The sequence below is a fragment of the Enterococcus cecorum DSM 20682 = ATCC 43198 genome (assembly GCF_000407565.1).
GTDB classification, from domain to species: domain Bacteria; phylum Bacillota; class Bacilli; order Lactobacillales; family Enterococcaceae; genus Enterococcus_E; species Enterococcus_E cecorum.
Window position 1 is genome coordinate 34,818 of record NZ_ASWI01000001.1, and the last position, 14,703, is coordinate 49,520.

A 14,703-nucleotide genomic window follows, 5' to 3' on the forward strand; every position below is an offset into this window, starting at 1 on the left:
TGCCATATATGGCTACAACTTTATATTTTTGTTAGGAGAGAGGTTATGACAATCATTATCGGTGCTGATCCAGCGGGCTCAAAACTAAAAGACCTTATTAAAAATTATTTACAAGAAAAATCATATGACTTTAAAGATGTCAGTGATGGAAGTGATTTTGTTGATACAACTTTGGCGGTAGTTGCAGCAGTCAATCAAGAGGAAGAAAATCTAGGCATTGTGATTGATGCTTATGGAGTTGGCCCATTCATGACCGCAACTAAAGTTAAAGGTATGATCGCTGCAGGAGTTTCAGACGAACGTTCTGCCTATATGACAAGAGGACACAACAATTCGCGTATTATTACAATCGGTAGTGAGATTGTAGGAGAAGGAATTGCTAAAAATATCGTTAAAGGATTTATTGAAGGTAAGTATGATGGCGGCCGTCACCAAATTCGTATCGATATGCTAAATAAAATGTGCTAATTGCTGTAGACAAAGGAGAATAAGAGATGAAAATTGCAATCGGTTGTGACCACATTGTAACCTATGAAAAAATCGCTGTGGTAGATTATTTGAAAAATCAAGGATATGAAGTATTGGACTTTGGGACTTATGACAATGTTCGTACTCATTACCCAATCTTTGGTAAAAAAGTTGGTGAAGCTGTTGTAAGCGGAAAAGCAGATTTGGGTATTTGTATTTGTGGAACAGGTGTTGGTATCAACAATGCTGTAAACAAGGTTCCTGGTGTTCGATCAGCCTTGGTTCGTGATATGACCTCAGCACTTTACGCTAAGGAAGAGTTAAATGCCAACGTCATTGGTTTTGGAGGAAAGATTACAGGTGAGTTGCTTATGTGTGACATCATTGAAGCCTTCATTAAAGCAGAATACAAACCAACTGAAGAAAATAAACGTTTGATCGAAAAGATTGCTGCAGTTGAGACGCTCAATCAAGAGCAAGCTAATCCAGAGTTTTTTACGGAATTTCTTGAAAAGTGGGATCGCGGAGAATACCACGACTAGGAGGCTCACATGATTTTGACGATCACTTTAAATCCGTCGGTTGATATTGCCTATCAATTGGATACCTTTCATTTGGATACGGTCAATCGAGTAGAAAAAGTTCAAAAAACAGCTGGTGGCAAAGGGCTCAATGTCACACGGGTTTTGAAACAAGTCGGTGAAGATGTTATAGCAACAGGCTTTATTGGCGGTGAGATTGGAAGTTATGTAAAGAAACAACTTACTCGAAATGATATTAAAAATTCCTTTGTGGAAATTGGGAACGAAACACGTAACTGTATTGCGGTGCTTCACGATGGTCAACAGACAGAGATTTTAGAACAAGGACCAACTATCCAAGAACATGAAGCCTTGAATTTTATCGAACATCTAGAAATTATTCTGAACAATGTAGAGGTTGTTGTTATTTCAGGAAGTTTGCCTAAGGGACTTGCTAGCAATTATTATGTAGAGATTGTAGAACTTTGTAAACAATGCGATGTAGCTGTTGTTTTGGACTGTTCTGGTGAGGCACTGAAAAAAGTTTTAGAAAGCCAGCAGAAGCCGACGGTTATTAAGCCTAATACAGAAGAGTTATCACAGTTAATTGGCAAAAATATCACAGATGATATTCAAGAATTGAAATCAGTTCTATCTGGTCAATTATTCCAAGGAATTGAATGGATAGTCGTATCCTTGGGTGCAAAGGGAGCTTTTGCTAAGCACAATGACAAGTTCTATCGTGTTAAAATTCCAAAAATAAATGTCGTCAATCCAGTAGGTTCGGGTGATTCAACCGTTGCAGGTATTGCAGCGAGTTTGGCACATGCATTGCCTGATGTAGGACTACTAAAAAATGCAAATGTTTTGGGCATGTTAAATGCTCAAGAAGAACAGACAGGTTATGTCAACTTAGAACATTCAGAAGTATTGTATTCTCAAATTGAAGTCGAGGAGGTTTAAGATGGTATTAACAGCAGAAAAAAGAAAATATATGGAAAAAGTCAGCAATGATGCAGGAGTCATTTCAGCTCTTGCCTTCGACCAACGTGGAGCCTTGAAAAAAATGATGGCAAAACATCAGGCAGAAGAACCTACTGTGGAGCAGATGGAAGAACTAAAAACTCTAGTTTCTGAAGAACTAACACAGTTTTCTTCTTCTATTCTTTTAGACCCTGAATTTGGCTTACCAGCTTCACGCGCCCGCGATGAACAGTGTGGCTTGCTTTTGGCCTATGAAAAAACTGGCTATGACACTAGCTCTACTAGTCGTTTGCCAGATTGCCTAGTAGAGTGGTCTGTAAAACGATTAAAAGAAGAGGGGGCAGATGCCATTAAGTTTCTACTTTACTATGACGTTGATGGTGACCAATATGTCAATCTTCAAAAACATGCTTATATCGAACGCTTAGGTTCAGAATGTCAGGCAGAAGGTTTGCCATTCTTCTTGGAAATTTTGAGCTACGATGAAACGATTGAAGACAATGCTAGTGTAGAGTTTGCTAAAGTTAAACCTAGAAAAGTAAATGAAGCCATGAAAGTCTTTTCTGATGAACGTTTTGGAGTAGATGTTCTCAAGGTAGAAGTACCTGTGAATATGAATTTTGTAGAAGGGTTTGGAACAGGGGAAGTCGTTTATACAAAAGAAGAAGCAGCCGAATATTTCCATCAACAAGAAGCATCAACTCATTTGCCATATATTTATCTAAGTGCAGGTGTTTCTGCTAAACTCTTCCAAGATACACTAGTGTTTGCACATGAATCAGGTGCTAAATTTAATGGTGTTCTCTGTGGTCGTGCAACATGGGCAGGTGTTGTGCCAGTATATATTGAAAAAGGAGAAGAAGCAGCCCGCGAATGGTTACGAACTGTTGGTCGTGAAAATATTGAGGGACTTGATGCCGTCTTGTCTCAAACTGCAACATCCTGGGTAGAAAAATTTTATAAAAAATAACCATTTTTCTCAAAAGAAAGGGTTTACATTTTCTAAGGATATGCTATAATAATCTTATCAGCAAGAATATAGAGTGGATTGTAACTAATTCGATTAGGCAAGACTACAAATGGATTTGGGAGTAGAATGTTCTCGGTTTGTTTGTAGTCTTTTTTGCTTAAAAATATAGGAGGGTTTTATGTTTAGGATTATACAGTCATTAAATAATAACGCTGCTCTGGTAAAAAATGAACATGGGGAACAGGCAGTCGTGATGGGATTAGGTATAACCTTTCAAAAGAAAAAGGGAGATTTGATTGTTAAGGATAAGATAGAGAATATCTTTTCGCTAAAAAATGATGAGGCCAAAGAAAGCTTTCTAACATTATTAAAAGATATTCCCTTAGATTTTATTTCGGCAACCTACACAGTTATCAATCATCTAGTAGCAACGTATCATTATCCTGTACAAGAATATCTCTATGTGACACTGACAGATCATATCTATTGTGCATATCAGGCGGTTCTAAAGAATACTTATCAAGAAAGTAAGCTGCCCAATATTTCATCCGAATATCCATTGGAATATAACATGGCGCGTGAAGCCTTAGCTATATTTCGTGAAAAGTTGCTAAAAGATTTTCCCAATGATGAGATTGGAAGAATTGCCCTTCACTTAATTAATGCAAAGGGTGAAACCATTCATCCCACAAGTGAAGAACATGACATCAGCAAAAAAATTATAGCAGAGGTTGAACAAATCTTAACGGAGAATGGGATTAAACGTTCGAAAGAAAATAGCAATTTTTATGATCGTTTTATGATCCATTTGTCCTATTTTTTGAATTACTTAGATAGATCTCATCAGTCAAATGAATCTATTGCTAGTTTGGAACAGTATATCAAGCTCCAGAATCCAAGAGCTTACCTGATTGGAAGTCAGATTTTTGAGATGATCACAACATTAGTTGATGAACCTGTAAATGACAGTGAAAGGTTCTATATTGTACTACATATTCAACGATTATTGTAAATCAATTCAATTTTAAAAGGAGGTTCATATTTTGAACAGAGAGGAAATTACGTTATTAGGTTTTGAGATTGTTGCATTCGCTGGTGATGCACGTTCTCGAATGATGGAGGCACTGGCTGCTGCTCAAAAAGGAGACTATGCAAAAGCAGAAGAACTAGTTGAAGCTGCCAATGCTTGTATTGTTGAAGCTCATCATGCTCAGACTAGCTTGTTGCAAAAAGAAGCGGCTGGTGAGGATTTAGCCTTTAGTGTGACGCTTATGCATGGTCAAGACCATCTCATGACGACATTATTATTGAAAGACATGATGAGTCATATGATTGAACTGTACAAACGAGGTGATAAGTAATGAATAAATTGATTGAATTCATTGAGAAAGGGAAGCCTTTCTTTGAAAAGATTTCGAGAAATCCATATTTAAGGGCTATCCGTGATGGTTTCATCGCAGCAATGCCAGTTATTTTGTTCTCAAGTATCTTCCTATTGGTAGCTTACGTACCTAATATCTTTGGTTTTACTTGGTCTGATGAAGTAGTTGCTGCCATCATGAAACCTTACGATTACACAATGGGGATTGTAGCTGTCCTAGTTGCAGGAACGACCGCAAAATCTTTGACAGACGCTTTTAACCGTCAATTGCCAAAAACCAATCAAATCAACTTCATTTCAACCATGATTGCCTCAATTTCAGGTTTCCTATTACTGGCTTCTGACGGTATTGAAGGTGGTTTTGCCAATGGTTACATGGGAACTAAGGGTCTTTTGATAGCCTTTCTAGCAGCCTTCATTACGGTTAATCTCTATAAGGTCTGTGTGAAAAACAATGTCACCATTCGTATGCCAGACGAAGTTCCACCGAACGTATCCCAGGCATTTAAAGATGTAATTCCATATGCATTGTCTATCTTCGTTTTGTATGGAATTGATCTTGCGACGCGTCAATTCCTTGGAACAAACGTTGCTGAGGCTATTCTAAAATTATTTGAGCCATTATTTACAGCAGCAGATGGTTATGTTGGTATTACCATTATCTTTGGTGCCTATGCCTTGTTCTGGTTTGTAGGGATTCATGGTCCATCTATTGTTGAGCCAGCAATTGCAGCCATTACTTATGCAAATGTTGAAACCAACTTCCAACTTTTGCAGGCGGGTCAACACGCTGACAAAATCCTGACTTCAGGTACTCAAATGTTTATCGTGACAATGGGTGGTACAGGTGCTACCTTAGTTGTACCATTCATGTTTATGTGGTTGACTAAGTCTAAACGAAATAAAGCAATTGGACGTGCTTCAGTTGTTCCAACCTTCTTTGGTGTAAACGAACCAATCTTGTTTGGTGCACCACTCGTACTCAACCCAGTATTCTTTGTTCCATTTATTTTAGCTCCAATTGCCAACGTATGGATTTTCAAATTCTTTGTTGATACGTTAAAAATGAACAGTTTCAGCGTCAACTTACCATGGACAACTCCGGGTCCGTTGGGGATTGTCATGGGAACAAACTTTGCTCCACTCGCCTTTGTATTAGCTATCTTGTTGGTATTTGTCGATGTACTTATCTATTATCCATTCTTGAAAGTTTACGATGAGCAAATTCTTTCTGAGGAACAATCAGGTAAAGTAGAAAATAGCTTGAAAGAGAAAGTGGCAGCTAACTTCAATACTGCCAAAGCAGATGCTATTCTTGAAAAAGCCTCAGTTGATACCGAAATTTCTGAACAAACAAACGTACTGGTACTTTGTGCAGGAGGCGGTACAAGTGGATTGCTTGCCAACGCACTAACTAAGGCTGCAAAAGAATATGGTGTTCCAGTCACAGCGACAGCAGGAAGTTATGGTGCTCACCGTGAGATTTTGCCAGAGTATCAATTAGTCATACTTGCACCTCAAGTAGCATCGAACTATGATGATATAAAACAAGAAACCGATGCATTGGGCATTAAACTTGCCAAAACTGAAGGGGCTCAATACATTAAACTCACTCGTGATGGTCAAGGTGCACTTGACTTTGTCAAACAACAGTTTTAATCAAAAGGGGAGGGAGTTTTAAATCTCCAACTCCTACCCCTTTATTTATTTTTGATAGAAGAAGGTAGGCATATGGTTAAAACATTACCAAAAGATTTTATATTTGGTGGAGCAACTGCTGCATATCAAGCAGAAGGCGCCACAAAGACAGATGGAAAAGGTCGTGTTGCATGGGATAAGTATCTAGAAGATAATTACTGGTACACTGCGGAACCAGCTTCTGATTTTTATAATCGTTATCCAGTTGATTTAGAATTAAGTGAACAATTTGGGGTAAACGGCATTCGTATTTCAATTGCGTGGTCTCGTATCTTCCCAACAGGCTTTGGAGAAGTGAATCCAAAGGGAGTAGAGTTTTATCATAAATTATTTGCGGAATGCCATAAACGTCACGTAGAACCATTTGTAACGCTTCACCATTTTGATACACCAGAAACGCTACATTCTAATGGTGACTTTCTGAATCGAGATAACATTGAACACTTTGTCAATTATGCAGCGTTTTGCTTCAAAGAATTCCCTGAAGTTAATTACTGGACAACCTTTAATGAAATCGGCCCAATTGGTGACGGTCAGTATCTTGTTGGGAAGTTTCCGCCAGGTATTCAGTATGATCTTTCTAAAGTATTCCAATCTCATCACAATATGATGGTTTCACATGCCAAGGCAGTTAAGCTCTACAAGGATGCTGGTTATAGTGGAGAAATTGGTGTTGTACATGCATTGCCAACGAAATATCCTTATGATCCAACCAATCCAGACGATGTCCGTGCAGCGGAACTTGAAGATATTATTCACAATAAATTTATCCTAGATGCAACATACTTGGGTTACTATTCTGAAAAGACTCTTGAAGGTGTTCGCCATATTCTGAAAGTAAATGGTGGGGAATTAGACCTTCGTGATGAAGACTTTGCTGCATTAGATGCCGCAAAAGATTTGAACGACTTCTTGGGCATCAATTACTATATGAGTGATTGGATGAGAGCTCATGATGGAGAAACGGAAATTATCCATAATGGTAAAGGTGAAAAGGGAAGCTCTAAGTATCAAATCAAAGGAGTTGGTCGTAGAGAGTCTCCAGTTGATATTCCAAAAACAGACTGGGATTGGATCATCTATCCACAAGGTCTTTATGACCAAATCATGCGTGTGAAAAATGACTATCCAAACTATAAGAAAATCTACATCACTGAAAATGGTCTAGGCTATAAAGATGAATTTGTAGATGGTACAGTCTATGACGATGGTCGAATTGATTATGTGAAAAAGCATTTAGAAGTGATTTCAGATGCTATCTCAGATGGTGCCAATGTTAAAGGTTATTTCATCTGGTCCTTGATGGATGTATTTTCTTGGTCAAATGGATACGAGAAACGATATGGTTTGTTCTATGTTGACTTTGAAACCCAAGAACGCTATCCAAAGAAAAGTGCTTATTGGTATAAAAAAGTATCAGAAACACAGGTTATTGAATAAAAATAATACAAGGATGCCTAGCTCATGTTAGCATCCTTGTTTTCATATAAGAGAGGCAGTTTTTATGCTCGAATTAAAAAATGAGAACTTAACGTAAGCGTTGGATAGCTTAGCAGTCTTTTTCCCTCCTTTAATTTAAGATAGTCAGCACTTTACAACTTTTTCTTAAATTTTAACAAAAAAAAAGCGGAAATACCACGCTTCTTCTAGTGAGATTAAATTGCAGTAAAATCAATAGAAAGAAGGTATTTCCACATGACTCAATCATATCAGACTACAAAGCTAATTTCCATTACATCGATTATTTTTAAAATTTTTACAGGTACTCTATCCACGCCTACATTAATGAACTTCTCTGGTTTGGTATTAGCTACGATTTGTATAACTGGTATTGCTTCTGTTCGCTCCTTTTACAATTGGTTTTTGCGACTGTACTACGGAAAATCCTTGAATACTTACTATCATACACTGTCAGTCATTGGAGAAAAGCTCGGTATTCTTGAATTAAAAGTCCTTCAATCTCTATTAGAAATAGATCGCTTTCAAGAGCTTTCCAGTCAATATCCTGTACTATTCCTAATCGATGATACGCTTCAGCCTAAGTATGGCAAAAAATTTGCACATGTTAAAGTACTTCACGACCACGCCTTACATACAGGGAAAGCTTATGTGAATGCACACGATTTTGTCACTTTAGGGATTGCTTTTCCCATTCAGAGTGGAAAACAAGTGGAATACATCATGTTTCCTTTTTCCATGCGAATGTACATTCCTGGTGGTAAATCTAAGTTAAAATTGGCTGAAGAGATGGCTACCGCTGCACTAATGACATTTAAACCAAGCCAACACATCATTGTAGAATGTGATAGCTGGTATCCCAAAAAAGAGCTTTTAGATTTTGTCAAACTTCATCAGAACGTTGATTTTATCGCTAATATTCGAAAAGATACCGCGCTATTTGAGTTGCCAGAAAAGACTGGTAAACGCGGGCGTCCACGTAAGTACGGAAAGAAATTCAGTTGTACAGATATAGCTTTTTCAGATAGTGATGGCACTTATGAGGTTGGCATGACGTATTGCCTAACCCATCTATTTTCTATGCCGGTTTATGTCGTTCGAACAAAGAAATCTGACCAAGAGGGTGGAAGATTATTCATTTCCACGATAGATCCTGAAAAATTACCAGCCATTAAACCTGAAACTCAAGGACTGTGGTGCATTTTAGAATACTATGAACAGCGTTGGAAGATTGAGACTTACTTTTATGAAATCAAAACATTTTGGTCTTTTGGAAGCTATCAAGTTCGCTCCTATGAAGAAATTGAAAGAATGAATTTTTTGATCAATTTCACCTATGGATTAATTAAAATATTACCATTGATAGATAGCCGCTTTTCTGCATTGATGTCACAAGGGACAAGTGCACGCAAAAATGCCTTAAGCCGCGTCATTCTTGAAGAACAAATTTTCCATACTTTGGGGGCAGAGTCCCAAAACGCCAAAAATAAACGCCCAAATATCAGGGTCTTATTTCGCATGCCCTTAAAAAACGGATAGAAAACTATTTTTTGTAAAGTGCTGACAGATGATTATATTAATGTACCCCGAGGAAGAGTTATTTTTGATGAACGAAACAATCAAAGTATTATCTATATAGATGAGTGCTATCTTTCAGATGAGAAAGTTTTGAAAAAAATTATCAAATTATTTCAAGTGAAAAATTATGTAATAAAAACAGACATTCATTATCAGTGTCCAAATTGTTTGGGAAATATATGGGACGATTGATAACTGATTTAATGACCATTGGTAGTGACGCCATATTAGGACTCAATAAATGTATGGGTGAATTAATCAAATTGATAGAAGTACCCTAATGTAGTAGAAATAAGAAATGAGAATAACGAATTATGCATTTTGGCAAGATTCGTTTATTACTCCTGAATACAGAGATAATAGATGGTATTAAGTTAATTCAGAATTAAATGGTTATTGGTTGCATAATATAAAAAGAGCCTAGACTCCTTATAAATAAAGGATTCTAGACTCTTTTCTCTTATTCCCACTCAACAGTTGCAGGTGGCTTAGAAGTGATATCATACACGATGCGGTTGACATGAGCGACTTCATTAACGATTCGTACAGAGATTTTTTGTAAAACATCCCATGGAATACGGGCAAAGTCAGCAGTCATGCCATCAATTGAAGTCACCGCGCGAATCCCCACCGTGTAATCGTAAGTACGACCATCACCCATGACACCGACTGAACGAATGCCTGGTAGAACAGTGAAGTATTGCCAAATATCACGGTCAAGACCAGCTGCAGCAATTTCTTCACGTAAGATAGCATCAGATTCGCGGACGATTTCTAATTTTTCTTCTGTGATTTCGCCAAGGACACGGATTCCTAGACCTGGGCCTGGGAATGGTTGACGCCAAACGATACTATCTGGCATACCAAGCTGTGTACCTAATGCGCGCACTTCATCTTTGAATAAAGTGTTTAATGGTTCGATTAATTCAAATTGCATATCTTCAGGTAGTCCACCTACATTGTGGTGTGACTTGATTGTTTGGGCAGTTTCGGTTCCTGATTCGATGACGTCGGTATAAAGTGTGCCTTGTGCTAAGAAAGAAATGCCTTGTTCACCAGCAAGTTTTGCGGCTTCATCATCAAACACATACACAAATTCATTCCCGATAATTTTACGTTTTTGCTCAGGATCACTCACGCCAGCTAATTTATCTAAGAAGCGCTTTTTGGCATCTACTTTAATGATGTTCAAGCCAAATTTGCCACCAAGACTTTCCATGACTTGGTCCGCTTCGTTTTTACGTAATAGGCCATGATCAACAAAGATACAGGTTAACTGATCGCCAATTGCTTTTTGTAGTAACACCCCAACGACACTTGAGTCCACACCACCAGATAAACCTAGTAGGACTTTTTTATCGCCGACTTGTTTTCTAATATTGGCAATTTGCATATCAATGAAGTTTTCCATGCTCCAATCGCCTTTACATCCACAGATTTCTAAAGCAAAATGTTTTAGTAAATCATTACCGTATTCTGAGTGACGAACTTCTGGGTGGAATTGTACCCCATACATTTTACGTTGTGCATTTTGGATAGAAGCAATTGGACAGTCTTTACTTGTAGCGACGACTTCAAATCCTTCAGGTGCTTGGGTCACTAAATCCCCATGACTCATCCAGACAACTTGTTTTTCTGGTGTGCTAGCAAATAGTTGTGCTTCTTTTGTAGTGACTTCTAATTCAGCTTTTCCGTACTCTTTGTTTACAGCAGGCTCAACTTTACCACCTAATTTATGTGTGATTAGCTGCATCCCGTAGCAAATCCCTAAGACTGGAATTCCTAAGTTGAAAATCTCTTCATCAATACCAAAAGCAGAGTCATCGTACACACTGTTTGGTCCACCTGAAAGAATAATACCTTTAGGATTGATGGCCTTGACTTCTTCAGCAGTGATTTTGTGGCTTAGCAATTCAGAAAAGACGCCAAATTCACGAATACGACGTGTAATTAATTGATTGTACTGGCTACCATAGTCTAGTACAATAATTTTTTCAATGTTTGGCAAATTGTCAACATTCTTCAAAATCATATACCCCTTATTCTATTGATTTAATATCCGGCCTTTTTGTTCAAAAGCTTTCTATTAAGTACTAATATTAATCGCTTTGACTAGATTTTACAAGTATTTCTGAAAATTTCCTAGAATTCTCATCAAAAATTTACTTCAAATAGTAAGAAATGTCGGTCTGCTAGTATTTCTTCAAGTAGAGTTGGTCAATTTCGTGATTATCGGTTTTGTGCAAAATAATATCGGCACGGTTTTTGGTTGGTAAAATATATTCTTTGAGGTTCTTTAAATTGACCGTTTCCCAAATATGCTGGGCGGTATCCAAAGCTTCCTTACGATCACCGATGGCAAACTTATAGTAATAGTTATTTGGTTTTTGGAAGGCAGAATCAAGTAACGACTCAAAACGTTCAAGATACCATTTTTCGATTAATTTTGGATGCGCATCTACATAAATGGAGAAATCAAAGAAATCGCTCACATAAATTTGTTGATTCGCCGGTAATTGCAAGGTGTTAATTCCTTCAACAATTAGGATATCTGGTTGGTGAATGGTTTGATATTCATTTTCCAATACATCGTAAACTTCATGAGAATAAGTTGGAATTTTGATGTTTTTTTCACCGGATTTTACGCGATTTAAAAAGTCAAGTAAACGGACCATATCATAGCTTTCAGGGAAGCCTTTACGATTGAGAATCCCTTTTTCGATTAAGACTTTATTTGGGTGTAAGAAACCGTCAGTCGTAATCAATTGGACGCTTTTTCTTGGAAATAGTTTGCTTAATAAATGCTGAAGCAATCTTGCGGTGGTGCTTTTACCGACAGCCACACTTCCGGCAATCCCAATAATAAAAGGTGGCGTTTTCACATAGCGGTGTAAAAATAAGCCCTTGGTTAATGTGATGGACTCAGCAGCTTGCATATATAATTGAATTAAATGACAAAGTGGAATATAGACGTCTTCTACATCCTGCATTGAAATTCGATCGTTTAAACTTTTGATATTATCTAATTCGCTTTGGGTCAAGGACATTTTGCCATTAGTATAAAATCCTTGCCATTGTTCACGAGGAACTTGATAATAGTTGGATAAATTTTCCATTGAACACCCTCGATTCAAATAAGATTACAGACTTCAGTTTACCATAAAATAAGCCAAGATGATATGAAAATTACTTACCAATATATGAAAGAAAATAACTTTACATGGTCTTTTGAAAATTTTGTATTTTACACAAAAGTCTAGTATGATAAAAGAGAAAAAGGTTGTGAAGCAACTTGCCCAGACATGAAGAAATTCGTGTGCTTACCTTCCGCAGAGAAAATCGGATGAAAGGAGATTTTCTCAAGCGGGAGGGCGAATTTCACAATGTCTAGCTGCCGAACACCGTCAAAAAAAGGTTGTGAGAAGGGTCGGTCAGCTACAAGCAGCTAAGGTTGTCTGGAATGCCAGGAAAATCCGCTATATTTCAAGATTTTCCTAGGCAGGCCAGCTTAGATGTGATGTAGCTACCCTTCGAACACCGTCAAAAAGGTTGTGAGGTAGCTTGCCCAGACATGAAGAAATTCGTGTGCTTACCTACCACTGCGAAAATCGGATGAAAGGAGATTTTTGCAAGTGGGAGGGCGAATTTCACAATGTCTAGCTGCCGAACACCGTCAATAAAAGGTTGTGAGGTAGCTTGCCCAGACATGGAGAAATCAAACAGATAGGAATAGATGAATGAATCATTATTATAGTAATAACACAAATTTAGAACATGAATTTCAAAACTTCACTTTTACATTAAAAGGAAAGCAATTTAAGTTTACGACGGATAGTGGTGTGTTTTCAAAAGCTACGATTGACTACGGTTCACGGGTATTAATCGATACATTTAGTGCCGAAAATTTACCAGCAGGACCGTTATTAGACGTGGGTTGCGGTTATGGTCCGATTGGCTTATCTTTAGCTTATGCTTGGCAACGAGAAGTCGAAATGGTAGATGTCAATGAACGAGCTTTGGCATTAGCACAAAAAAATGCATCTCAAAACCAAATAGAGAATGTAGATATTCATTTATCAAATATCTATGAAAATGTCCATCAAAAGCAATATGCGGCAATTATTAGTAATCCACCTATTCGAGCAGGAAAAAAAGTGGTACATGCAATTTTGACGGATAGTTATGACTTGCTATTGCCTGGAGGAACTTTGACCGTCGTTATTCAGAAAAAGCAAGGAGCGCCGAGTGCCCAAAAGAAAATGCAAGAAGTCTTCGGTAATGTGGAAATCTTAAAGAAGGATAAGGGATATTATATTATTCAAAGCGTAAAATAGGAAAAATGTTTTTACAAGCTGACAATGGGAGATAAGTGCGTCATTGTTAGCCTTTATAATTGTAAACGTTTAAAAAATTAGTGAGCAAATAGAGCGTTTTCTAATAAAAATACGAACATTCTCAGAAAAAATCCGAATATTTCTCATTTTAGTTAAAAATACTATAAAAGATTTGTGGGCAATTTTTGTTCTTTTTGCTACAATTTTATTAACGAGGAGGAATGGCAATGAAGCTGACCATTCGACAAATTGCAGAAATGGCAGGAGTATCCATAACAACAGTATCACAAATATTAAATAATAAGGGTAGTCGTTTTAGTGAGAAAACAAGGAAGCGCGTTTTAGATATTGTTAATGAATATCAATACAAGCCAGATTTTTTTGCTTCCAATTTAATCAATCGTCATTCAAAAACAATTGGGATGATTGTTCCTGAAGTGACTGACCTCTTTTTTACGAAGATTGTTGAAGGGGCCGAAAGTTATTTAGATCCTTTGGGATATATGTTGGTATTATGTCATAGCCAACAAGATCCAGATAAAGAAATCAAGTTTTTAGAAGAGTTAGCACATCGTTCGGTTGATGGGGTGTTATTAGCAACGCCGAATTTAATTCCTGAGAATATCCGTAAAAATAACCGTTATAGAGATCGAATGCCGATGATTTTGATTGATCGTGGCATCAACCGACGTGATCATGGAAGAATAATTATTAAAGAATATGAAGCTTGTTACCAGACAATTGTATATTTATCACAACAAGGGCATCAAAAAATCGGCATGTTACAAGAACAAACGGGGTATTATCAATTAGAAGAACGTCTGAATGGCTATAAAGATGCTTTGAAAGATTTGAATATACCATTTCATAAAAATCGTACCGTTGCTGGTGAGTTAACAGTTCGTGGGGGCTATTTAGCAACAAAACAGTTATTGGCTCAAGACGATGAAATAACTGCAATCTTTTGTGCGAATGATGCAATGGCGATGGGCTGTTACCAAGCTTTGTACGAGTTAGGTAAGAAAGTTCCAGAAGATATTTCTGTGGTTGGGTTTGACGGTATGAGTTTGACGGAATCGATGGTACCACCATTAACAACAATTGCTCAGCCTATTTTTGACATTGGATATACCGCGGCGAAATTTTTAGTTGATGCGATTGAATATCCTGAGCGAGAAATTCCCAATAAAGTTTTTAATACTAAATTAATAATTCGTGAGAGCGTCCGTCCGTTGACAAAAGAATAAAAGTAGTCTATATTGAGTTTGCAAAGGCTTTCATATTTTTGTCAAAATACGTAAACTGTTTTAC

13 protein-coding genes are annotated in these 14,703 nt (G+C 37.4%); 11 read left to right on the top strand and 2 right to left on the bottom strand.

Translation table 11 applies throughout. The annotated features are described in order from the left end of the window. The first annotated feature begins 45 nt into the window (after positions 1-45). From lacA to I567_RS00315, 9 genes are all read left to right on the top strand, one after another. A complete protein-coding gene (lacA, locus tag I567_RS00275) occupies positions 46-468 on the top strand; it encodes a galactose-6-phosphate isomerase subunit LacA (protein ID WP_016250258.1) in 423 nt (140 codons plus the stop codon). Between the two features lie 26 nt (positions 469-494). Next, positions 495-1,010 (top strand): galactose-6-phosphate isomerase subunit LacB, encoded by a 516-nt coding sequence (gene lacB / locus I567_RS00280; protein ID WP_016250259.1) that lies wholly within the window; start codon positions 495-497, stop codon positions 1,008-1,010. 9 nt (positions 1,011-1,019) lie between these two features. Then, positions 1,020-1,952, top strand: coding sequence for a tagatose-6-phosphate kinase (locus I567_RS00285; RefSeq protein ID WP_016250260.1), 933 nt, complete (start codon positions 1,020-1,022; stop codon positions 1,950-1,952). Position 1,953: 1 nt separating this feature from the next. After that, positions 1,954-2,943, top strand: coding sequence for a tagatose-bisphosphate aldolase (gene lacD, locus I567_RS00290; protein WP_016250261.1), 990 nt, complete (start codon positions 1,954-1,956; stop codon positions 2,941-2,943). A 178-nt stretch (positions 2,944-3,121) separates the two neighbouring features. Further along, positions 3,122-3,955, top strand: a complete 834-nt coding sequence (locus I567_RS00295; protein ID WP_016250262.1) for a PRD domain-containing protein — start codon at positions 3,122-3,124, stop codon at positions 3,953-3,955. A gap of 31 nt (positions 3,956-3,986) precedes the next feature. After that, positions 3,987-4,304 carry a PTS lactose/cellobiose transporter subunit IIA gene (locus I567_RS00300; protein ID WP_016250263.1) on the top strand — a complete coding sequence of 106 codons (318 nt, stop codon included), beginning with the start codon at positions 3,987-3,989 and terminating at the stop codon, positions 4,302-4,304. Beyond that, the gene (locus I567_RS00305; RefSeq protein ID WP_016250264.1) at positions 4,304-5,983 is read left to right on the top strand and encodes a lactose-specific PTS transporter subunit EIIC; all 1,680 of its coding nucleotides are present in this window, start codon (positions 4,304-4,306) and stop codon (positions 5,981-5,983) included. The genes I567_RS00300 and I567_RS00305 overlap by 1 nt, the downstream gene beginning before the upstream one ends. Positions 5,984-6,055: 72 nt before the next feature. Then, positions 6,056-7,462, top strand: a complete 1,407-nt coding sequence (gene lacG, locus I567_RS00310) for a 6-phospho-beta-galactosidase (RefSeq protein WP_016250265.1) — start codon at positions 6,056-6,058, stop codon at positions 7,460-7,462. Positions 7,463-7,717: 255 nt separating this feature from the next. Continuing rightward, complete coding sequence (locus I567_RS00315; protein WP_016250266.1) at positions 7,718-9,019, top strand: IS701 family transposase; 1,302 nt, start codon at positions 7,718-7,720, stop codon at positions 9,017-9,019. Positions 9,020-9,518: 499 nt separating this feature from the next. Here the strand turns inward: I567_RS00315 and guaA are convergent, their stop codons facing one another. Continuing rightward, positions 9,519-11,090, bottom strand: coding sequence for a glutamine-hydrolyzing GMP synthase (gene guaA / locus I567_RS00320; RefSeq protein ID WP_016250267.1), 1,572 nt, complete (start codon positions 11,088-11,090; stop codon positions 9,519-9,521). A gap of 160 nt (positions 11,091-11,250) precedes the next feature. Beyond that, positions 11,251-12,174: a type I pantothenate kinase gene (coaA, locus tag I567_RS00325; protein ID WP_016250268.1), complete on the bottom strand. Its 924-nt coding sequence runs from the start codon at positions 12,172-12,174 to the stop codon at positions 11,251-11,253. A 621-nt stretch (positions 12,175-12,795) separates the two neighbouring features. Between coaA and I567_RS00330 the strand changes: the two genes are divergently transcribed. Together I567_RS00330 and I567_RS00335 are read left to right on the top strand one after the other, a co-directional pair. Continuing rightward, positions 12,796-13,392 (top strand): class I SAM-dependent methyltransferase, encoded by a 597-nt coding sequence (locus tag I567_RS00330; RefSeq protein WP_016250269.1) that lies wholly within the window; start codon positions 12,796-12,798, stop codon positions 13,390-13,392. A gap of 227 nt (positions 13,393-13,619) precedes the next feature. Next, on the top strand, positions 13,620-14,639 hold the full coding sequence (locus I567_RS00335; RefSeq protein WP_016250270.1) for a LacI family DNA-binding transcriptional regulator: 1,020 nt from the start codon (positions 13,620-13,622) through the stop codon (positions 14,637-14,639). The last annotated feature ends 64 nt before the right edge of the window (positions 14,640-14,703 follow it).